This window comes from Gilliamella sp. Occ3-1 (assembly GCF_001690655.1).
Classification (GTDB): Bacteria; Pseudomonadota; Gammaproteobacteria; order Enterobacterales; family Orbaceae; genus Gilliamella; species Gilliamella apicola_P.
Genome location: NZ_LZHQ01000029.1, coordinates 1 through 21,257 on the forward strand (window position 1 = coordinate 1; position 21,257 = coordinate 21,257).

Here is a 21,257-nt window from a genome sequence, read left to right on the forward strand (position 1 = left end):
ATGGTATAACTATAGATTACATCAAACCCGGTAGCCCTTATCAAAATGGTTACATTGAACGATTTAATCGGACTTATCGAACTGAAGTGTTAGATTTATATCTTTTTAACAACCTAGCGCAAGCAAGGAGAATAACCGAAGAATGGTTAACGATTTATAACACCGAAAGGCCTCATGAAGCACTAAATAATATGACGCCGATCGAGTATAAAACATTAAAACAGGCAGCTTAATTTTCTACGTGAGTTGTGTATTAAGTTTGGGGTATTTACATTTTTTATATTAATTTTTCATTCTAACTTTGATCCTAGCCAAAAAAATGGACAAAAGTGACCTCTATGATATAAATAAAATCATAGGAGACAAATATCATGGTCAAAAAATTTAGTATCGAATTCAAATTGTAACTATCTCCTAAAATAGTACAGCAAAAAAGTAGAAAATTCTCTATGATATATGAAAAAAATGACTGAACATCAAGAAGCTGAAGCTGGTCTTCCCGTTAAAGAGCTGTGCCGTAAATATGGCATGGGTAATTCAATTTTTTATAAATGGCGAGAAAAATACGGCGGAATGGAAACTTCGGATATCAAACGCTTAAAGGAGCTGGAGGCTGAAAACCGCAAGCTTAAGCAGATGTTTGACGAACTGAGCTTAAAATCCCAGCTTCAGGAAGAAATCATAAAAAAGCTTTAGTGCCCACAAAGGCACGTAAAACGTGGGCACATCAACCACAACAAAATCAATCGGTTAGTATTGCTATGAGTTGTGCCATTGTTGGCTTAAGCCGTTGTGCTTACTAATATCAACCTAAGTTACAGGATGATTCAGTGATTATTTCGGTGTTGAGTGCTATCACTGACCGGCATTTACGCTGTGGCTTTCCTAAATGCTTTAATCGTATCAAAAAACTCGGCTATAAATGGAATCATAAACGGGTGTATTGTGAGTTAAAGCTTAATCTCAGGATAAAGCGAAAAAAACGCATTCATCCACGATGCCCGGAAAGGTTATTAGTTACCCAAATTTTTTGTTCTTTTTAATAGAATGGAAAATAGTATTTATTGAGTGATTCCAAAAGGAATATACTACAAGTTGTATATTTCATTACAGCGTTATACATCATGAACTGGAGCGGGAAACGAGGTTCGAACTCGCGACCCCGACCTTGGCAAGGTCGTGCTCTACCAACTGAGCTATTCCCGCATAGGTAAGAAGTGGTGCCCGGGGCGAGACTTGAACTCGCACGGCCAAAAAGGCCGAGGGATTTTAAATCCCTTGTGTCTACCGATTTCACCACCCGGGCTCAAAATTAATTACTAAAAAGTAATTTGTTTTGAATGCTGTGCATTTTACCGATCTTATGGTTTCAGTCAATAAAAATTTTAAATAAATCGTTTAATTGCTCAATGTTTGACTGATTAACAATTTAAATAGAAGTTATTGGTTGATTTTGAAGGGGATGAGTAATTTTGTTTACTAGAATTTATCAACAAAATTACTCGAATAAAAACATGCTTAGGTAGAAATATTAACTAAAAGTTATTATTCTTCTAATAAATCGCTATGTGCTATCCATAAATATTGCAACATTGATAATAGCGTTAATACTGTTGCAATAAACAATGCTGCAAGACCTGCGTAAATAACAATGTCACAAGGACGCCAAAGTAGCCAAGTTAATGCTGTCATTTGTGCTATCGTTTTGATTTTCCCAATTGACGAAACAGCTACATTGTTACGTTTACCAATTTCAGCCATCCATTCCCGTAAGGCCGATATTATAATTTCTCGTGAAACAATAATAATTGCAGGGATTGAGATCCACCATGATTGATAATATTGTGTAATTAAAACAAGCGCTATTGTTACTATGATTTTGTCGGCGACTGGATCTAAAAATGCGCCAAACTTGGTTGTCTGTCCTAGGCGGCGAGCAAGATAACCATCTAATACATCAGTCACGGCCGCAATTAAAAAAATTAATGCAGAGAAAAAACCAGACCATTCATGAGGGAACAAATAAAATGCCAGCACAAAAAAAGGAATTAAAATAACTCGAAATAGTGTTAAAAATGTTGGAAAATTAATTTTCATGTGACAAAAGCTCTTTTTTTATTTTATTAATCAATGCATTATAGATTAATAAAAAACAGTATTTTCTTAATGATTATGTTGCCTGAAATATGTTATTTTTTCAATGGGTTATTGTTGTAAATTTAGATAAATTTTTTCAGCTAATTGTTTTGATATACCTTGTACTTGCGCTATTTCATCAATACTGGCATTTTTTAACTCTCTTAATCCACCAAAATGTTTCAGTAGTGCTTGACGCCTTTTAGCGCCAATACCTTCAATATGTTCTAAGGCGCTGTCGGTTAATTGTTTTGTCCCTTTTTTACGTTGACCAACAATAGCATGATCATGTGATGCATTTCTTATTTGCTGAATGAGTAATAGTGCAGGGGAATGATCATCAAGATAATGTCCTGTACCATGAGCTTCAAAAAAGAGGGTTTCTAATCCTTCTTTACGATCAGCTCCTTTAGCAACACCAATTAGTATAGGATGATTTTTGTTCCAATTTACCTCTAATTGTTCAAATACCTTTAGAGCTTGATTAAGTTGCCCTTTACCACCGTCAATAAAAATAATATCAGGAACTTTTTCATCGGGTAGTTCTTTTTTACTGTAACGGCGCGTTAAGACTTGTTCCATTGCCGCATAATCATCGCCAGGTGTGATACCAGTAATATTATAACGACGGAATTCAGATTTAACAGGTCCTTTATCATCAAATACAACACAAGATGCAATCGTGTTTTTACCCATAAAGTGGCTGATATCAAAACATTCCATTCGGTTAATTTTATCGATTCCCAAAAAAGATTTTAATGCGTCATATCGTTGTTTTATTGTGGAATTTTCTAATAGCTTATTTTTAACTTCAGTTTGAGCGTTTACTGTTGCAATATTGAGTAATTTAAGATTATCTCCTTTAGGTTCATCAATGAGTTTAACTTGATGCTCTGCAATAAGTGACAGTGTCTCTTCCATTGGTTGTTTATCTGATAATGAAAAATTGAGTAAAATTTTTCTCGGAATATTTCTATTCTGGTTACCTTGTAGATAAAATTGTCCTAAAAAAGTTTCTATAACTTCTTCTAGTTCTGTATTTGATGGTACTTTAGGAAAGTATGATCGATGACCAAAAGTTTGCCCATTCCGAATAAACAGTACATAGATACAAGCTAATCCTAATTCATAATGGAATCCAATAACATCAAGATTATCATTATTATTGTATATTGCTTGTTTTTCATTAATGTGTTTTATTGCTTGAAGTTGATCACGCAAAACCGCTGCTTTTTCAAAGTTGAGTTCGCTACTAGCTTTTTGCATATCTTCAGTTATTTTTTGTATTATCTGATCTGATTGACCAGATAAAAATAATCTAACATAGTTAACTTGTTCTAGGTAATCTTCATCACTGACTAATCCAGACACACAAGGCCCTAAGCAACGTTTAATTTGATATTGTAGGCAGGGGCGAGTTCGGTTGCGATAGGTTGAATTTAAACACTGTCTTATTGGAAATGTTTTTTGTAATAAAGCTAATATTTGCTTTACTGCATATCCACTTGGATAAGGGCCAAAAAATTCATCTTTTTTTCGATTGACCGCACCACGATAAAGAGACAATTGCGGATGTTGTTCTTTGCTTAACTTTATAAAAGGGTAACTTTTGTCATCTTTTAACAGTACATTGTATCGGGGTTGATACTTTTTAATATAAGTCTGTTCAAGCAGTAAGGCTTCGGTTTCGGTATTGGTAATTGTAAATTCAATATGATGGATATGACTAACGAGCATATCCGTTTTTAGCGTTTTTTTACTATTATTAAAATAACTTTTTAAGCGATTATTAAGATCTTTAGCCTTTCCCACATAAATAATCGTCTGTTTATCATTAAACATTTGATAAATTCCTGGCTTATGTGGAACTGTTTTTAAAAAAGATGCTGAATCAAATTGGCTCATATTAGTTTTCAAATTTGAGGGCTTTTTTCTCTATAATCCTCATAATGGTGCTAAGTAAACCATTTATCAAGAGATATATTAACCCAGCAGCAATAAAAATAGTGAAATCATAATAATCCGCATTCAATTCATTGCTGTAGCCCATAACATCCATAACAGGAATCATTGACGCTAATGCTGTGCCTTTTACTACAAAGACAACTTCATTTGAATAAGTCGAAAGGGCTCTTTTTAATGCATAAGGCAAAACAACTTTTAAAGTTTGTTTTTTATTCATGCCAAGTGCTTCACAAGCTTGCCACTGTCCTTTAGGTAAGGCTTTTAATGAACCATAAAAAATTTGAGTTGTATAGGCGGCACTATTGAGTGTTAATGTTAAATAGGCACAAAACCAAGGCGAAGAAATAATGTTATAAAACGTCGGTATTTTGATTAAAATATCTCTAAATTGTGATGGCCCATAATAAATTAGTAAAAGTTGTACTAGTAAAGGTGTACCTGTAAATATAATGACATATGTGCGTATAACTTTATTTAATATAAAGTGATTTAATGACAATATGCATGATAGACAAGCAGCAATCAATCCAGCAGATAAAATACCCAAAATACCTAAACTTAATGTATCGGGTAAACCTTGGGCAATGATGTTAAGGTAATGAATAAAATTATCAGACATAATACGGCCTTACTAACTTTTCGCTGATGTAGGTTGTTCAAAATAGGTTGAGCGTTTTTCAATACGCGTTATAACCTTTTGACTTAAAATTGAGATAATTAGATAAATGATCATTGCAACAAAATACCATAAAAAAGGTTGGTTGGTTCGCGCGATGATAGTTTTGGTTTGCATCATTAAATCATCAATTGCAATTGCTGAAACTAATGCGGTGTCTTTTAACAAAATTAACCACTGATTACTTAATCCAGGCAAGGCATGACGCCACATTTGTGGCATTATAATACGAAGAAACGTGCGTGATTTACTTAACCCAAGTACTTGAGCTGCTTGTTTTTGTCCGTTAGAAATTGCTTTAAATGCACCGCGTAACGTTTGAGAGGCATAAACAGCGTATAAAAGTGATAGTGCTGCAACACCGCATAAAAAAGGACTAATATTAAAATCTTGAATATCTAATTGTATCGTCAACGACAAATAATAAAGATCGATTGTGAAACCATCATTTAATAATATTAATAATAGTGGTAATCCGTTATAAATAGCTACCACAATTAATAATTCAGGTAACGCGCGAATTGTTAAGTTAAATAAGGACATTGCCCACGCAACGGGTTTAAATGGAACAGATTCTAGTATTGAGAAAATTAAAGCGAAAACAATTCCGATAATTAATGATACAAAGGCCAATGATAATGTGATACCTGTTGCTTGTATAAGCGGCAAAATATACCCATCCATTAACGATGAGATCCATATCATTTTATTTGCAAAAAAATCAAACATAAAAAAACCAAGGTTAATTTAAAAAATAAATTCGCCGCAAGATAATGCGGCGAGATTATCATTGTATTTATTTAAAAATATAGTTTATTTATTAAACCATTTTTTATAGATAGCATCTAACTCACCGTTAGCTTTTAATTTATCTATTGCTTGATCAAATTGGTTAAGTAATTTTTCGTTACCCTTACGGATAGCAATTCCTAAACCTTCACCAAAATAGTCGTGGTCAGTGATTTTATCGCTTAAAGCAACAATATCTGCCTCTTTGCCTAGCCATTCGCCAGCTACGATTGAGCTTGAAACTATTGCATCAATTCTCTTCGCTTTTAAATCTAAAATAGCGTACTGATAACTATCATAGCTAACCGCTTTCATATCTGGGAATTTATCACTTAAATATTTAGGATAAGTTGTTCCTTTTTGTAGACCAACTCGTTTACCTTTTAGTTGATCGAGACTAGTCAATGTATCTTTCAATGTAACAAATTGGATTGAGCTATCATCATAATAAATTTTAGTAAAATCAACTTGTTTTTGTCGTTCTGGCGTAATATCAATTCCGGCTATAGCGGCATCAATTCGACGAGTTTTTAAGCTAGGAATTAAACCATCAAATGATTGATTGACAATTTTGCATGAAACTTTTATTTCATCACAAATCTTATTAATCACATCAATATCAAAGCCGATGATTTCATTTTTTTCATTAGTAAATTCAAAAGGCGCATAAGTTGCTTCTGTTCCGATTGTTAAGGTGTCTGCTGCTTGAGCTACAAAAGCAGTTCCTGCAAGACAAATGGCTAGTAACGTTTTTTTCATATATCCACCTAATTTTATTTTAATTAATGTGACAAATAAGCTTTAAACTCTTCAGTTTTAGGATGAGCAAAACATTCGAGTTGTCCTCGCTCAATGATTTTACCTTGCTCCATATAAATTACTTGTGAAGCAATTTTGCGTGCAAAATCAACTTCATGCGTAACTATAATTTGTGTAATACCTGTTTGAGATAGCTCATTGATAATTTCGGCAATTTGCGATGTAATTGCTGGATCTAATGCTGCTGTAGGTTCATCGAATAATAATATTTGAGGTTCCATCATTAACGCTCTAGCAATAGCTACACGTTGCTGTTGTCCACCTGAGAGGTGAAGCGGGTAGCGTTGTGCCATATCATCAATTTGCAATCTTTGTAATATCGCCATTGCTTTATCGCAAGCTTCTTTTTTAGATAACTTTAATACTTGGCAAGGTGCTTCAATCAAATTTTCTAGTACCGTCAAATGCGGCCATAAATTATAGTTTTGAAATACCATGCCTACATTTTTACGGAGATGTCTAATTGTTGATTCACTGATTTTTTCAGAAAAATCAAAATGGGTGTTAGCAATAGTCATCTGCCCTGATTTAGGTATTTCAAGTAAATTAAATACTTTTAATAAAGAGCTTTTTCCTGCTCCACTTTGACCAAGTAAAACAATGGTTTCACCAAGTGGATAACAGAGTGAAACATCATTTAAAGCCTGATGTTTACCATAAAAACAGTTAATATGGTTTAATTCAATATTCATTGTTAGTTATACATTTTTCTTGATGCTAAATTTGATTAAATATTACTTTTTCCTGCATAAAAATGCAATCTAATTTATTAGACAAGTTCTCTTTTGTCTGGTTTTTATACTTAAAGATGCACTTTCCTGAAAGTTTTTACAATCTTTTGTTATTTAGGATGGTTATTGAGCATTAGATAAAATAGGAATTACAGGGCCAAGATATCTAGGTTCTTTTTTTAGAATATAAAGATCAATAAATGCACTAACACGCGCAAACATTTCGCGGATACGGACTAACTTCATATTTTTAGGGGAGGGCACAGCAAAACATTGTGCTTGTATGTCTTGAGCAAGGGCAATAAAAATGGCTCGTTCGCAATGAAACTCTTGAGTGATAATAGTAAAATTATTTGCATCAAATACTTTATTGGCACGAACCACTGAATCGAAAGTTCTAAAACCTGCATAATCCAAAACGATCACATCGCTAGGAATTCCAGCTTTTATCAAATCCTTCTTCATAGTAATTGGTTCGTTGTAGCTTAAAAGAGCGTTATCACCACTTAATAATAAATAATCAACTTTGTTTTGCCAATAAAGATCAATTGCTCCATCAATACGATTACGATAAAAATCATTTAAACCTCCTCCTCGAACATATTTCGATGTTCCAAGTACAACACCAATAGTCCGGTAAGGAAGTTTGTTTTCATCATGATAAATATAAGGAGCTGTTTTATAGCTGATCCAATAATCTAAACCTACAATAGCAGTTATTAAAATCAAGCAGAAACTAGCAATATAAGCAATAAGCTTTTTTAATTTCATGCTAAAACCAGTTAAAAATAAATACCATTATTGGAAATAAAAAAGGTGCTGTCAATGAGGTCATAACACCACATAAAACTAATGATAACGAACTATACGCACCTTCGTTATAATCAACTTCAATACAACGGGCAGTGCCGACAGCATGTGAAACAGCACCGATAGCTAATCCTCTTGCTGGTGCTGATTTTATTTTTACTAAATTTAATATTTGATGTCCAAATATACCGCCTAATGTTCCAACTAATATCACGCATAATGCAGCTATTGACGGTACACCATCTTGATTACTTGCAATTGTTACTGCAATGGCAGTAGTAACAGATTTAGGTAGCACAGATGCAGCAATCTCAATACTTCCACCTAACCAAAATACAATACAAACACCGGTTATCATTGAAGCAAGCGATGCGGTAAAAGTAATAATCATTATTGACTTCCAACGAGCTTTAATTTGGGGGATAAGTTCATATAAAGGATAGGCGAGAGCAACAACAGAATAAGGCAATAGGTCATTAATGATTTGTACGTTGTCAACGTATTGTGTATAGCTGGTATTTGTTATCAGTAAAATTGGAATTAATACTATGACCGTAATCACTAGGGGATTAAATAACGGATTTTTTATTTTAAATGATATTTTTCTAATAATGAAGAAAACAAAAAGTGTTAATGGTAGCATCCATATCATGGCTGATTGACCTCACCTTTTGGTGATGAAATTGAATTTTTTGCTGCGACTTTATGACATTGTTCCGTTAAAAATGCAGTTAGAATCAATACAATAAGAGAACCACCTACACAGCCAAATATAATCGGAACCCAATTTTGTAATAAAAGTGAATAATTATCCATAATCCCCATTGCTGCAGGAATAAATAACAATGTCATGTAACGCATGAATAGATTACAGCTATTTTTGATCCAGCAAGTGGGAATTAACTGAAATGCAAGTAAGAAGAACAGGATCAATAAACCAATAATACTGCCAGGAATCATTATAGGTAATATTTTAGAAATAATATTACCCACCCATAAACAAAGAGTTAATATGACCAATCCACGACCATAACTAAAAAGTGTATAGTATAAAGAATATAGTCTATGTCTGATGGTGGCGTGCTTAGCTAGAAAATGTTTCATAACGTAAATGCTATTAATCTTAATTATAAATTATGACGGTGCTAGTGTGACATAAAGTTATTTGTTTATATGATACGCTCGTCAAAATTAATTACCAACTAAATAATGGCAGTAATGATAAAGTTGTTTAATTATTGCTAGTTTTTCTGGTTGGTGAATATAAGTTTCAGCATATTGTTCTAATACTAATAAGTAATCTTGAATTTTTGGGGGGGTGAGTTTATCACGACAGTAATCTTTCCAAATAATCTGTTCATGCTCTGTTAATGTTTGTGGGTAATTTCGCGCTTTATAACGAAAAAATAGTGTTGGTAAACGAGGATCATCAAACGTTAATGATAAACTACCTAATAGATGGATTGGAGTTGTTCGAATAGTCTCGCAGCGTAACTTATCTTGGTTATTTAGAAATTTTCCATAAATTTGAGCATCAACATCAGCGTTAATAGTATTAATGGGACTATTATTATCAATATTAAATAACGTCTGCATTTTATTTTGTAATAAATTTTGATTTTCTAACAATTTATGTTGGTTTATTAAACATTGCTCTATATCAATGTTAAACCGTTCAGCATTTTCAGGTAATAATGTCTTTAATGGTGCAATAATAGGAGATTTATTGGTATGAATCAATTTTAAAGGTATTCGTGATTCACCAAATTGTAGATCTTCAGTTTTGGTGTAGAGCCTTTCCTTTATTTGCTCAACGGGGAGATCGATTAAGAGATCTATATCTCCAGTTAAATCGCAAATAACAGCGGCACTATTTTGTACTGGATGCCAAATTATAGGTGAAACTAAAGATAGATTACCACGATGGCTACCTAACATGCCTGATACATGAACTATTGGTGTCATATTAACTGTATCAATAAGTTCAGCAACTTTATTTTTTTTACGTAATGAGAAAAAATAATTAAACAGTTTAGGTTGTTTTTCTTTTATTAATTTAGCCATTGCTATAGTTGCATAAACATCAGACATTGCATCATGTGCATGTTCATGCTTAATGTTATTTGCTTTTGTTAGATGTTCTAAACGAAAACTTGGTAGTCCTTCATCATTAGTTGGCCAATTAATTCCTTCTGGTCTTAGCGCATAACAAGTACGAACTACATCAAGTAGATCCCATCTAGAATTGTTGTGTTGCCAACAATAAGTATAAGGGTCATAAAAATTACGATATAAAAGATTACGCGTTACTTCATCATCAAAACGAATATTGTTATATCCTAAAATACAAGTATTAGGTTTGCTAAAAGCCTGATGAATTTGTCGAGTAAATTCAGCTTCACAAACTCCTTTGTTATTAGTTTCTTGAGGTGTTATGCCAGTAATTAGTACCGCTTCTGGATTGGGTAGATAGTCTTGAGCTTGACAACAATATATAACCAAAGGATCTTCAATAATATTAAAATTCTCATCAGTTCGAATTCCAGCAAATTGAGCAGGGCGATCTAATGCAGGATGAGTTCCAAATGTTTCATAATCGTGGAAGTAAAAAGTTGGCTGTTCTTGGTTATTTTTCATTTTGTAACCATATATTTTATGTTTTCTGTAAAGAAACTCATAAATTTCATTATATATACTCAAAATAATCAGCTTCTTTTCCCCATTTTATATGGGGGGTTAGAATAATCTATTATTTACAAGATAGAAATTAATCAATTCAAAATTTTCAATGAAATCTATCATTACACAGAATAAACATTTTGAATGATTTAAAATGAGTATAATTTATTCTTAATTGGTTGGTGCACTTTCGATAATGTCGGCTAATTTTTCAAGTGTTAGCCTTAAAAATTTTGGCATAGCTTCCAACTCTATAGAATCCATTAAGTTTTTTACATATAACCCTAATTCAGTATCACCTTCAACAATCAAACGACGTTGAAAAAATAGCGTATCGGGATCTTGTCGTCTAGTTGCTATCATAATCAAATCATTAGCATTACCTATAAAGCTTACATCAGCAATTTCTTCTCGGCTAACAACTAATTTGTTATCGATTAAACTAACAAACCACACAAGTTCCAGATCAGTAACTTGAATTTTAAGCCAACGATTTTCTAAAAAATCCAGTTCACCATCTTCTAGAGAATGTTCAAATTGTAATTTCAATAATTGCTCTATGGTTTGTTTTTTGACATTAAAAGGAATGTATCGTAAGGTAAGCCCCAAAATATGGGGCGCTTTATTAACAAACTGTGAATGAATTTTGTTTAAAATTTGGCTTTTTGCTCCAATCATTTATGCATCCCCAGAAATCATTTTTTCATAAATATCCAAGTCGGTATTCAAATGCTCAAAAACCTCTTCACTCACTTCATTACGAACTTTCATTTGTAGTAAAGCTGTACGTTCTGCACCAATTGCAACTAGACGCATACGTCTTTCTAAGTTTTCAGCCTCTAGTGCTTTTTGTTCTAAATCTTTAAGTCCAGTTCGGCGTCTTAATGAACCAATAACACGAGAACCAATTTCATGTATAATTTCTTGATCTAAGCCAGATTCAGAAGTTTCTTGTAATAAATTATTTTGCATTTTTTCAAGACTGATAATCGCTTCTTCTGCCATTTGGCCTTTAACTGATAAAATTTCATTTTTTTGTTCAGAATTATCTAAAATTACACTACCTCGTAATAAGATAGGTAAGATTATCACCGCTGCAATCAATGAGATTAAAATGATGCCTGTCGCAATAAAGACCAATTGATAACGTCCATTAATTGTCGTTGTAATGGATAATACACCAGCTAGAGTAATAGCGCCTCTAACGCCAGCAAATGTTGAAATTAAAAGATCTCTGGTTGAGTATGCTCTAAATGCAAGAGGTCTCTTAGTTCCAAAAGGCATCGTTGGCATATGTTTCATTGACCATAACCAAGCAAATCGAGTTCCCATCAATACAACAAAAACAAATAAAACAATTAAACATAATTGCCATACTTCAATTGATGTATCGATTTGGTTTTCTGCAAAAGTATTATTAAAAATGCTTGGTAACTGAATACCTAATAAAACAAATACAAAACCATTAAACACAAAGGTTAACATTGACCATGTACTATCTGATTGCAAACGTGCTGTTAAAGGTGCATTTCTCATCATACCAGAATGGTTCACTGTCATACCTGCACTTACTGCAGCTAAAATACCAGAACAATGACATTCCTCAGCAATAATATAAGCGGCAAATGGTAGTAAAAATAGTAATACTATTTGAATTGCAGGGTCATTGTGAGTAAGCTTATTTATTTTACGTAAAATACGTGCATATAACCAAGTAAATAAGACACCGATAACTAATCCACCAATAGCAACTACAAAAAATTGCACACTAATATCAAAGATGTTAAATACTGCATCACCGACGGCAATAGCAATAGCAAATTTTAAAGAAACCAAACCTGAAGCATCATTCATCAGTGCTTCACCTTCGATGATTTCCATCTTTTCTTTTTCGATACGGCCTTTACCAACAATTCCACTTAATGCTACGGCATCAGTTGGCGATAATACAGCAGCCAATGCAAATGTTGCTGCTAGATCGATTCCTTTTGGTAACATCCAATAAAGTAAATAACCAACAGCTACAATTGTTATTACAACTAAAACTAGCGCTAGCCCAACAATTTCTCTAACATTGTGCACAAAATCTTTTACTGATGTTTTACGCCCATCGGCAAAGAGTAAAGGTGGAATGAATAAAACAAGAAATAACTCTGGGTCAAATTTGACATAAACACCAAAGGCAGCCAATATACAACCTAATAATATTTGCATTAGAGGCAATGGGATTTGTATCGGTAACATTTTAATAACGACGCCAGAAAGTGATACAATTAATACTAGTAGTAAAATTATTGAAAAAAGATCCATAGCTTCTCTTTTATTTATCCTATAATCCTATTGTTTGCATTGATTATATCGGATCTTTAGTTAAATTTCAGTTGAAAATTTCATAGATTTATCTAAATTTTGGTCAGATACAATTTATTAATCAGAAAACAGTGGTGTGATTGAAAGGTATTTTGAATGGAAAGTTGGCAAAGAGCATTTATACTACATACTCGCTCTTATACTGAAAGCAGCTTATTAGTCGATCTGTTTGTTGAGAATGTCGGAAAAATAAAGGCATTAGCTAAAGGAGCTAGAAGAAAGAGTTCAGCCTTGAAGGGTATGTTACAACCTTTTACTCCACTTATTGTGCAATATTCAGGCCAAGGTGAAATAAAAACATTGCGTAAAGTTGAAGCTATGTCGCTTACATTGCCATTGGTATCTGTTTTTTTGTATAGCGCATTTTATTTAAATGAACTATTACATCGAGTTTTAGTTGCAGAAGTAGAAATGCTAACTCTTTTTGATGATTATCTAAAAAGTCTGCAACAATTAGCACAACAGGTTCCAGCTGAAAATGTATTGCGAGCTTTTGAATTATCGTTATTAGAAAATTTAGGATATCACGTTGATTTTTTTCACTGCTCTGTAACTGGCGATGACATTGTTAAATCGATGCATTATCAATATCAATCGGAAAAAGGATTTATCAGTAGTTTATTACAAAATAGTATCAGCTTTACTGGCGAGCAGGTTTTAGCTTTAGGAAAACGTCAATTTGATAATATCGATACGTTAAAAGCAGCTAAACGCTTTACTAGGATGGCGTTGAAACCTTATGTAGGATCAAAACCATTCAAAAGCAGAGAGCTATTTCTAAAAATTTAGTTTTGCTAATTTGGCTGCTCGATTTAAAAGAGTTATTAAATTCATTTCGATGTTGAATTAAGTAATATATCAAGCTGATTAGCAAATTTTTCTCGGTCTTTGCTGGAAAATGGAGCTGAACCTTTAGATTGTATTCCACTTGCTCGCATGGTTTCCATAAAATCTCTCATAATTAATCGTTCTTTAATTGTATCTAGTGTATATTGTTCACCTCGTGGCGTGAGCACTAATGCATTTTTATTTAAAACTTCGGATGCAAGTGGAATGTCTGAGGTAATAACTAAATCATTTTTTTGAACCGACTCAATTATTTTTCTATCTGCTACATCAAATCCTTTTTCAACTAATAAAGTTTTAATATAAGGTGACAAAGGGATAGTTAAACATTGATTTGCAATTAATGTTGTATTTATTGCTTTTCGATTTGCAACTCGATATAAAATCTCTTTAATTGGGTTAGGGCAGGCATCAGCATCAATCCAAATATTCATAGCATATGTGTTCATATTATAAACTTTTATTAGTTAATGATTATAATCTTTGTTATACAAAAATAACCATTTATTTGTAAAAAAGTTTCCGGTAACTATGTGTTTTAGTATATTTATTAAGCTTCATATTAATATGATTCTTTCTATTTTAAATCCAGATGATAAGTGGTAGTATATTCGACCTATTTTTTAAGTAAGCAAGTGCGCTTTCGTGTGGCGCACCACTGTTATAAGGATTTGTTATGCCAATTATTACTCTTCCTGACGGAAGCCAACGTCAATTCGATAAACCCGTTACTGTTTTAGAAGTTGCTCAAAGTATTGGAGCAGGTCTTGCTAAAGCTTGTATAGCTGGGCGTGTAAATGGCGAGCGTAAAGATGCCTGTGATGTCATTGATCAAGATGCAACATTAGCCATCATTACAGCCAAAGATGAAGATGGACTCGAAATTATTCGTCATTCTTGTGCACATTTATTGGGTCACGCAATTAAACAACTATGGCCTAATACACAAATGGCTATTGGTCCAACAATTGATAATGGTTTTTATTATGATGTTGATTTAGATCACTCTTTAACTCAGGAAGACCTTGATGCACTAGAAAAACGCATGCATGAGTTGGCTAAAAAAAATTATGAAGTAAAAAAAGAAGTGGCTAGTTGGGAGCGCGCTAGAGAAGTTTTTTGGGAGCGACATGAACCATACAAAATTGCTATTTTAGATGAAAATATTCCAAAAGATTCAAAACCAGCTCTTTATCATCACGAAGAATATATTGATATGTGTCGTGGACCACATGTACCTAATATGCGTTTTTGCCATCATTTTAAATTGCAAAAAATTGCTGGAGCTTATTGGCGCGGTAACAGTGATAATAAAATGTTACAACGTATTTATGGAACAGCATGGGCAGATAAAAAACAACTTGATAGCTATTTACAATTTTTAGAAGAAGCCGCTAAACGAGATCATCGCAAAATTGGTAAGCAACTAGATCTTTATCATATGCAAGAAGAGGCACCTGGTATGGTGTTTTGGCATAATGATGGTTGGATTATTTTCCGTGAACTTGAGGTTTTTGTTCGCACTAAATTGAAAGAATACGATTATCAAGAAGTAAAAGGTCCATTTATGATGGATCGTGTTTTGTGGGAAAAAACAGGTCACTGGGGTAATTATAAAGAGTTAATGTTTGTTACTTCTTCTGAAAATCGTGAATATTGTATTAAACCAATGAACTGTCCAGGACATGTACAAATTTTTAATCAAGGCTTAAAATCTTATCGTGATTTACCATTACGTATGGCGGAATTTGGTAGTTGCCATCGTAATGAACCTTCAGGATCTTTACATGGTTTGATGCGCGTTCGAGGTTTTACACAAGATGATGCACATATCTTTTGTACTGAAGATCAAATTCGCAGTGAAGTAAATAGCTGTATCAAAATGGTTTATGATACTTATAGTACTTTCGGTTTTAATGATATTACTGTTAAGTTATCAACCCGTCCTGAAAAACGAATTGGTAAGGATGAAACTTGGGATCTTGCTGAAAAAGATTTAGCTGAATGTTTAACAGAAAATGGCATTGAATTCGAATATTTACCAGGTGAAGGCGCTTTTTATGGCCCAAAAATAGAATTTACCTTGCATGACTGTTTAGGTAGAGCATGGCAATGCGGTACAGTTCAGCTTGATTTTATGCTACCTGAACGTTTAGATGCGACTTATGTAGGTGAAGATAATGAACGTCATGTCCCAGTTATGATTCATAGAGCTATTTTAGGTTCTATGGAGCGTTTTATGGGTATCTTGACTGAAAACTGTGCAGGTTTTTTCCCTACTTGGCTTGCTCCATTGCAAGTTGCAGTAATTAACATTACCGATAATCAAGCTGAATATGCCAAACAATTAACCGCACAATTACAAAAAGTTGGCATTAGAGCAAAAGCGGACTTGAGAAATGAGAAAATAGGGTTTAAAATTCGCGAGCATACTCTAAAACGTGTTCCTTATATGTTTGTTTGTGGAGACAAAGAAATGGAATCAGGAACAATTTCAGTTCGAACTCGTCAAAGTAAAGATCTTGGTAGCTTTGAAGTGAAACATGTTATAGAATTGTTGCTTAACGAAATTCATAGTCGTTCATTAGAACAAATGAATTAATGATAAATTAATTTGGAGGAATGAGATATTAAAGTCAGTAAACGAATTCAGTCAACACGAGCACATAAAATCAATGATGAAATTACAGCTCGTGAGGTGAGGTTAACCGGCGTCGATGGTGAGCAGCTCGGTATAGTAAGCTTAGATGAAGCTTTAAAACAAGCTGAAGAAGCAACTTTAGATTTAGTTGAAATAAGCCCTAATGCAGAGCCACCTGTTTGTCGAATTATGGATTATGGCAAGTTCCTCTATGAAAAGAGTAAAGCAACAAAAGAGCAGAAGAAGAAGCAAAAGGTTGTTCAGGTTAAGGAAATTAAGTTCCGACCTGGTACAGACGAAGGCGACTATCAGGTAAAACTCCGCAGCCTGATTCGCTTTCTTGAAGATGGCGATAAAGCTAAAGTAACGTTACGTTTTCGTGGTCGTGAAATGGCTCACCAACAGTTAGGTTCTGAAATGCTTGATCGTATTAAAAAGGATTTAGCTGATTTGGCGGTTATTGAATCTTATCCAACTAAGATTGAAGGTCGACAAATGATTATGGTGCTAGCGCCGAAGAAGAAATAATGGTTCAACAAGCTAGATTTTGATACTATTGAAAACTACACCATTATTTTGTTTTTATTAACAATGCGAAGTGGAAATTAATAAAATGCCTAAAATTAAAACTGTAAAAGGCGCAGCAAAGCGCTTTAAAAAAACAGCTTCTGGTGGCTTTAAGCATAAGCAAGCTAACAAGAGTCATATCCTAACTAAAAAATCAACTAAGCGTAAACGTCATTTACGTGGTTTGACTACTGTGTCAAAAGGCGATTTAGGTTTAGTTACTGCGTGTGTTCCATACGTTTAAGTTTTGATTAATTATTAGAGGATATAGTTTATGGCTCGTGTTAAACGTGGTGTTATTGCTCGTGCACGTCACAAGAAAATTTTAAAACAAGCAAAAGGTTATTATGGAGCTCGTTCACGTGTATATCGTGTTGCTTTCCAAGCTGTAATTAAAGCTGGACAATATGCTTACCGTGACCGTCGCCAACGTAAACGTCAATTCCGTCAATTATGGATTGTTCGTATCAATGCTGCAGCTCGTCAATGCGGTCTTTCTTATAGCCGATTTATCAATGGTTTAAAGAAAGCGTCAATTGAAATTGATCGTAAGATCTTAGCTGATATTGCTGTATTTGACAAAAATGCATTTGCTGCATTAGTTGAAAAAGCAAAAGCAGCACTATAATAGCTTTATAAAAGCCGAGTTATCTCGGCTTTTATCATTCAATTTTAATATGTTAAGAGTAAATTTATTATGAATATAGTTATTTTTTGTTTCTTTTTTGGTTTCTTTAGCAATACTAACTCGTGAGGCAAAGAAAAAACAAAAAACAATTATAAAAGCCTCAAAAGAGGCTTTTTTTATGCAATAAACACAATAAGCAGGAGAACTGTATGTCTCAATTAGTTGAACTGGTGAATAACGCCAAATCCGCTATTGAAAGTGCTAATGATATTAATTCGATCGAACAAATTCGAGTGGAATATTTTGGTAAAAAAGGCTATTTTACAATGCAAATGGCTTCTTTACGTGATGTTCCTGCCGATGAACGTCCATCTGTGGGTCAAAAAATCAATGATGCAAAGCAAGAAGTTGTTCAGCTATTGAATCAAAAGCGCAATTATTTAGAGCGTCAGGCTCTTAATGCAAAACTAGCCAATGAAACAATTGATATTACATTGCCTGGCAACTCACTTGAACTAGGCGGATTACATCCAGTTACAAAAACAATTAATCGATTAGTTGATTTTTTTGGTGAACTGGGTTTTGTTGTTGAAACCGGTCCAGAAATAGAAGATGACTACCATAATTTTGATGCATTAAATATTCCTGCTCATCATCCTGCTCGTGCAGATCATGATACATTTTGGTTTGATGCAAAACGCTTATTAAGAACGCAAACTTCAACAGTACAAATTCGCACAATGGAAAATCAAAAACCACCCATTCGAATAATTGCTCCTGGAAGAACATATCGAAATGATTATGACCAAACACACACACCAATGTTCCATCAAATGGAAGGTTTGCTGGTTGATAAAGATATTAGTTTTACACATTTAAAAGGGTTATTGCATGATTTTCTGCACTGCTTTTTTGAAGAGAATATGGAAATACGCTTTAGACCAGGTTACTTTCCATTTACAGAACCATCGGCTGAAGTTGATATTAAAGCTAAAAATGGTAAATGGCTGGAAGTCTTAGGCTGTGGAATGGTTCATCCTAATGTATTACGTAATGTAGGTATTGATCCTGAAGTTTATAGTGGTTTTGCATTTGGTATGGGGATAGAACGATTAACTATGTTACGTTACGGCGTCACTGATTTACGTTCTTTCTTTGAAAATGATTTACGTTTTTTAAAGCAATTTAATTAATTCTGGAGATCAAAACATGAAATTTAGTGAAAGTTGGCTACGTGAATGGATCAATCCAGAAATTAGTAGCGAAACGCTAGCTGATCAATTAACAATGGCTGGTTTAGAAGTTGATGATGTAGAAAAAGTAGCAGGTGACTTTACAGGTGTTGTTATTGGTAAAGTAGTTGAATGTATGCAGCACCCGAATGCTGATAAACTTCGTGTAACAAAAGTTGATATAGGTAAAGAAAAATTACTTGATATCGTTTGTGGTGCGCCAAACTGTCGACAAGGTTTGACTGTTGCATGTGCTACAGTGGGGGCTGTTTTACCAGGTAATTTTAAAATCAAATCAGCTAAGTTACGAGGTGAACCGTCAGAAGGCATGCTATGTTCATACTCAGAATTAGGGATTGCTGATGAACATAATGGTATTATTGAATTACCTGATGATGCTCCTTTGGGACAAGATATTCGTGAATATTTAAATTTAAACGATGTCACAATTGATATTAGTATAACACCTAATAGGGCTGATTGCTTTGGTATTGTTGGGATTGCTAGAGATATTTCTGCAGTTAACAATATTCCAATGCAAGCACTTAAAGTTAACAGTGTACAGGCAACAATTTCCGACACAGTATCAATAAAAATAGATGAACCCACAGCATCACCTCGCTATTTGGGTAGGGTAATTAAAAATATTAATGTTAATGCTCAAACGCCACTATGGATGAAAGAAAAATTGCGTCGTGGTGGAATTCGTTCAATCGATGCCGTTATTGATATAACTAATTTTGTATTATTAGAAATTGGCCATCCAATGCATGCATTTGATTTATCGCAGATTGAAAAGGGCATAATTGTTCGTTATGCAAGCAAAGATGAAAAACTGACTTTACTTAATGGTAATGAGGTTAAACTTAATGATAAAACTTTAGTAATTGCCGATCACAAAAAAATCTTAGCGCTAGCGGGGATTATGGGTGGTGAAAAATCTGGTGTAACACAAACAACTAAAGATGTATTTCTTGAAGCAGCATTCTTCAATCCATTAGTTATAACAGGTAAAGCACGTGAATACGGTTTACATACAGAAGCATCACACCGCTATGAACGAGGAGTTGATCCTTTATTACAATTTACAGCAATGGAACGAGCAAGCCAATTATTAATTGATATTTGTGGTGGAGAAGCAGGTCCAGTTATTGATGTGACACATGAAGCTGAACTTCCTGCACAAGCAACTATCCAATTGCGGCGTAGTAAAATTGATCGCATTATTGGTTATACAATCGAAACACAAAAGATCACCGACATTTTAATTAGACTTGGTTGTAAAGTTGAATATAAAGACAATGTTTGGATTGTAAAATCACCAAGTTGGCGTTTTGATTTGCAAATTGAAGAAGATTTAGTTGAAGAAGTTGCCCGTATTTACGGATATAACAATATCCCAAATGCCAATTTGAAAATTGAATCAGTAATGAAACCGAAACCAGAAAGTCAAATCCCATTACGTAGAGTAAAGGATTTATTGGTTGATAGAGGGTATCAAGAAGCGGTGACATATAGCTTTGTTGATCCAAAAGTTCAGCAAATATTATATCCTGAATATCCAGAAATTAAATTACCTAATCCGATTTCAAGTGAAATGTCAGTTATGCGTTTATCGCTTTGGTCTGGGTTATTAGATGCGATACTATATAACCAAAATCGTCAACAAACGCGAGCCCGATTATTTGAAACTGGATTGCGTTTTATTCCTGATGAAAATTGTGAATTTGGCGTACGTCAGGAGTTAATGTTAGCAGGTATTGTTACTGGTAATTTATACGAAGAACACTGGCAACTCCCTAAAAAGAATGTAGATTTTTATGATCTCAAAGGTGATCTTGAGTCAATTTTTTCTCTTTTAGGATGTGGTGATCAAATTCAGTTTAAAAAATCTGAACTCCCGGCTTTACATCCAGGACAAAGCGCAGCGATTTATTTAAATGATGAGTTATTAGGTCATTTAGGAGTTTTACATCCAGAAATTGAAAAAAAATTGTCTTTAAATAGTAAAACGCTTGTTTTTGAAATAAATTTAGCTAAAATTAGTGAAAGGAAAGTACCTGTAGCTCAAGATTTATCCAAATATCCGTCAAATAAACGTGATATAGCAATTATTGTTTCAAATACAATACCAGCAGCGGATATTATTTTAGAGTGTAAAAAAGCGGGTGGTGAGCAACTTATTAAAGTGACTCTTTTTGATGTGTATCAAGGTGAAAATATCAAAGAAGATCAAAAAAGTATTGCTATTAGTTTGATTTTACAAGATAAATCACGCACGCTTGAAGAAGAAAACATAACTAATATTGTAAGCAAGTGCGTTGCAGCCTTACAAAATCGTTTTAAAGCCCTATTAAGAGAATAAATA

The 21,257-nt window shown here is 33.6% G+C and carries 21 protein-coding genes, 2 tRNA genes and 1 pseudogene; 9 read left to right on the forward strand and 15 right to left on the reverse strand.

What is annotated here, in order from left to right; all coding sequences use genetic code 11:
- Positions 1-233, forward strand: a 233-nt coding sequence (locus tag A9G43_RS08870) for an integrase core domain-containing protein (protein WP_141674057.1), incomplete at its 5' end; no start/stop codon positions are given.
- 223 nt (positions 234-456) lie between these two features.
- A pseudogene (locus A9G43_RS08875) lies at positions 457-643 on the forward strand (transposase); the annotation flags it as partial.
- A 487-nt stretch (positions 644-1,130) separates the two neighbouring features.
- Here the strand turns inward: A9G43_RS08875 and A9G43_RS08880 are convergent.
- From A9G43_RS08880 to A9G43_RS08945, 14 genes are all read right to left on the reverse strand, one after another.
- Positions 1,131-1,206: transfer RNA gene (locus A9G43_RS08880), tRNA-Gly, on the reverse strand.
- A gap of 12 nt (positions 1,207-1,218) precedes the next feature.
- A tRNA-Leu gene (locus A9G43_RS08885) sits at positions 1,219-1,306 on the reverse strand.
- A 239-nt stretch (positions 1,307-1,545) separates the two neighbouring features.
- Entirely contained in the window at positions 1,546-2,097 is a 552-nt protein-coding gene (gene pgsA / locus A9G43_RS08890) for a CDP-diacylglycerol--glycerol-3-phosphate 3-phosphatidyltransferase (protein WP_034913104.1), read from the reverse strand.
- Positions 2,098-2,205: 108 nt separating this feature from the next.
- On the reverse strand, positions 2,206-4,041 hold the full coding sequence (uvrC, locus tag A9G43_RS08895; RefSeq protein WP_065575175.1) for an excinuclease ABC subunit UvrC: 1,836 nt from the start codon (positions 4,039-4,041) through the stop codon (positions 2,206-2,208).
- A gap of 1 nt (position 4,042) precedes the next feature.
- Positions 4,043-4,720, reverse strand: coding sequence for an arginine ABC transporter permease ArtM (gene artM / locus A9G43_RS08900; protein ID WP_065560283.1), 678 nt, complete (start codon positions 4,718-4,720; stop codon positions 4,043-4,045).
- Positions 4,721-4,732: 12 nt separating this feature from the next.
- Positions 4,733-5,461: an arginine ABC transporter permease ArtQ gene (gene artQ, locus A9G43_RS08905; RefSeq protein WP_065560289.1), complete on the reverse strand. Its 729-nt coding sequence runs from the start codon at positions 5,459-5,461 to the stop codon at positions 4,733-4,735.
- A 129-nt stretch (positions 5,462-5,590) separates the two neighbouring features.
- Positions 5,591-6,325: a transporter substrate-binding domain-containing protein gene (locus A9G43_RS08910; protein ID WP_065560282.1), complete on the reverse strand. Its 735-nt coding sequence runs from the start codon at positions 6,323-6,325 to the stop codon at positions 5,591-5,593.
- Positions 6,326-6,348: 23 nt separating this feature from the next.
- On the reverse strand, positions 6,349-7,077 hold the full coding sequence (gene artP, locus A9G43_RS08915; RefSeq protein WP_065560281.1) for an arginine ABC transporter ATP-binding protein ArtP: 729 nt from the start codon (positions 7,075-7,077) through the stop codon (positions 6,349-6,351).
- Between the two features lie 162 nt (positions 7,078-7,239).
- Entirely contained in the window at positions 7,240-7,887 is a 648-nt protein-coding gene (locus tag A9G43_RS08920; protein ID WP_081297232.1) for an ElyC/SanA/YdcF family protein, read from the reverse strand.
- Position 7,888: 1 nt separating this feature from the next.
- A complete protein-coding gene (locus tag A9G43_RS08925; protein WP_065608427.1) occupies positions 7,889-8,578 on the reverse strand; it encodes a CidB/LrgB family autolysis modulator in 690 nt (229 codons plus the stop codon).
- A complete protein-coding gene (locus A9G43_RS08930; protein WP_081296801.1) occupies positions 8,575-9,030 on the reverse strand; it encodes a CidA/LrgA family protein in 456 nt (151 codons plus the stop codon). The genes A9G43_RS08925 and A9G43_RS08930 overlap by 4 nt, the downstream gene beginning before the upstream one ends.
- 87 nt (positions 9,031-9,117) lie before the next feature.
- Positions 9,118-10,563: an exodeoxyribonuclease I gene (gene sbcB / locus A9G43_RS08935; RefSeq protein ID WP_065608429.1), complete on the reverse strand. Its 1,446-nt coding sequence runs from the start codon at positions 10,561-10,563 to the stop codon at positions 9,118-9,120.
- A 213-nt stretch (positions 10,564-10,776) separates the two neighbouring features.
- Positions 10,777-11,262, reverse strand: a complete 486-nt coding sequence (gene ubiT / locus A9G43_RS08940) for a ubiquinone anaerobic biosynthesis accessory factor UbiT (protein ID WP_065608454.1) — start codon at positions 11,260-11,262, stop codon at positions 10,777-10,779.
- 21 nt (positions 11,263-11,283) lie between these two features.
- Entirely contained in the window at positions 11,284-12,915 is a 1,632-nt protein-coding gene (locus A9G43_RS08945; protein WP_065608432.1) for a Na+/H+ antiporter, read from the reverse strand.
- Positions 12,916-13,071: 156 nt separating this feature from the next.
- Here A9G43_RS08945 and recO point away from each other — a divergent pair, with 156 nt between their 5' ends.
- Positions 13,072-13,764: a DNA repair protein RecO gene (gene recO / locus A9G43_RS08950; protein WP_065608434.1), complete on the forward strand. Its 693-nt coding sequence runs from the start codon at positions 13,072-13,074 to the stop codon at positions 13,762-13,764.
- A 41-nt stretch (positions 13,765-13,805) separates the two neighbouring features.
- Here recO and A9G43_RS08955 read toward each other — a convergent pair whose 3' ends face one another.
- On the reverse strand, positions 13,806-14,255 hold the full coding sequence (locus A9G43_RS08955; RefSeq protein WP_065560286.1) for a YaiI/YqxD family protein: 450 nt from the start codon (positions 14,253-14,255) through the stop codon (positions 13,806-13,808).
- 242 nt (positions 14,256-14,497) lie between these two features.
- On the opposite strand from A9G43_RS08955, the gene thrS reads away from it, so the two are divergent.
- From thrS to pheT, 6 genes are all read left to right on the forward strand, one after another.
- Entirely contained in the window at positions 14,498-16,423 is a 1,926-nt protein-coding gene (gene thrS, locus A9G43_RS08960) for a threonine--tRNA ligase (RefSeq protein ID WP_065608436.1), read from the forward strand.
- A gap of 27 nt (positions 16,424-16,450) precedes the next feature.
- Positions 16,451-16,990 carry a translation initiation factor IF-3 gene (infC, locus tag A9G43_RS08965; protein WP_065560275.1) on the forward strand — a complete coding sequence of 180 codons (540 nt, stop codon included), beginning with the start codon at positions 16,451-16,453 and terminating at the stop codon, positions 16,988-16,990.
- An 85-nt stretch (positions 16,991-17,075) separates the two neighbouring features.
- Positions 17,076-17,273 (forward strand): 50S ribosomal protein L35, encoded by a 198-nt coding sequence (rpmI, locus tag A9G43_RS08970; RefSeq protein WP_034913143.1) that lies wholly within the window; start codon positions 17,076-17,078, stop codon positions 17,271-17,273.
- Between the two features lie 30 nt (positions 17,274-17,303).
- Positions 17,304-17,657, forward strand: a complete 354-nt coding sequence (gene rplT, locus A9G43_RS08975) for a 50S ribosomal protein L20 (protein WP_024496189.1) — start codon at positions 17,304-17,306, stop codon at positions 17,655-17,657.
- Between the two features lie 209 nt (positions 17,658-17,866).
- Positions 17,867-18,850 (forward strand): phenylalanine--tRNA ligase subunit alpha, encoded by a 984-nt coding sequence (pheS, locus tag A9G43_RS08980; protein WP_065608438.1) that lies wholly within the window; start codon positions 17,867-17,869, stop codon positions 18,848-18,850.
- A gap of 16 nt (positions 18,851-18,866) precedes the next feature.
- The gene (pheT, locus tag A9G43_RS08985; protein ID WP_065608440.1) at positions 18,867-21,254 is read left to right on the forward strand and encodes a phenylalanine--tRNA ligase subunit beta; all 2,388 of its coding nucleotides are present in this window, start codon (positions 18,867-18,869) and stop codon (positions 21,252-21,254) included.
- Positions 21,255-21,257: the final 3 nt, after the last annotated feature.

Coding starts and splice junctions, on each gene's coding strand:
- pgsA (WP_034913104.1), bottom strand. CDS start 2,097: ATGAAAATTAATTTTCCAACATTTTTAACACTATTTCGAGTTATTTTA.
- uvrC (WP_065575175.1), bottom strand. CDS start 4,041: ATGAGCCAATTTGATTCAGCATCTTTTTTAAAAACAGTTCCACATAAG.
- artM (WP_065560283.1), bottom strand. CDS start 4,720: ATGTCTGATAATTTTATTCATTACCTTAACATCATTGCCCAAGGTTTA.
- artQ (WP_065560289.1), bottom strand. CDS start 5,461: ATGGATGGGTATATTTTGCCGCTTATACAAGCAACAGGTATCACATTA.
- A9G43_RS08910 (WP_065560282.1), bottom strand. CDS start 6,325: ATGAAAAAAACGTTACTAGCCATTTGTCTTGCAGGAACTGCTTTTGTA.
- artP (WP_065560281.1), bottom strand. CDS start 7,077: ATGAATATTGAATTAAACCATATTAACTGTTTTTATGGTAAACATCAG.
- A9G43_RS08920 (WP_081297232.1), bottom strand. CDS start 7,887: ATGAAATTAAAAAAGCTTATTGCTTATATTGCTAGTTTCTGCTTGATT.
- A9G43_RS08925 (WP_065608427.1), bottom strand. CDS start 8,578: ATGATATGGATGCTACCATTAACACTTTTTGTTTTCTTCATTATTAGA.
- A9G43_RS08930 (WP_081296801.1), bottom strand. CDS start 9,030: ATGAAACATTTTCTAGCTAAGCACGCCACCATCAGACATAGACTATAT.
- sbcB (WP_065608429.1), bottom strand. CDS start 10,563: ATGAAAAATAACCAAGAACAGCCAACTTTTTACTTCCACGATTATGAA.
- A9G43_RS08945 (WP_065608432.1), bottom strand. CDS start 12,915: ATGGATCTTTTTTCAATAATTTTACTACTAGTATTAATTGTATCACTT.
- recO (WP_065608434.1), top strand. CDS start 13,072: ATGGAAAGTTGGCAAAGAGCATTTATACTACATACTCGCTCTTATACT.
- A9G43_RS08955 (WP_065560286.1), bottom strand. CDS start 14,255: ATGAATATTTGGATTGATGCTGATGCCTGCCCTAACCCAATTAAAGAG.
- thrS (WP_065608436.1), top strand. CDS start 14,498: ATGCCAATTATTACTCTTCCTGACGGAAGCCAACGTCAATTCGATAAA.
- rpmI (WP_034913143.1), top strand. CDS start 17,076: ATGCCTAAAATTAAAACTGTAAAAGGCGCAGCAAAGCGCTTTAAAAAA.
- rplT (WP_024496189.1), top strand. CDS start 17,304: ATGGCTCGTGTTAAACGTGGTGTTATTGCTCGTGCACGTCACAAGAAA.
- pheS (WP_065608438.1), top strand. CDS start 17,867: ATGTCTCAATTAGTTGAACTGGTGAATAACGCCAAATCCGCTATTGAA.
- pheT (WP_065608440.1), top strand. CDS start 18,867: ATGAAATTTAGTGAAAGTTGGCTACGTGAATGGATCAATCCAGAAATT.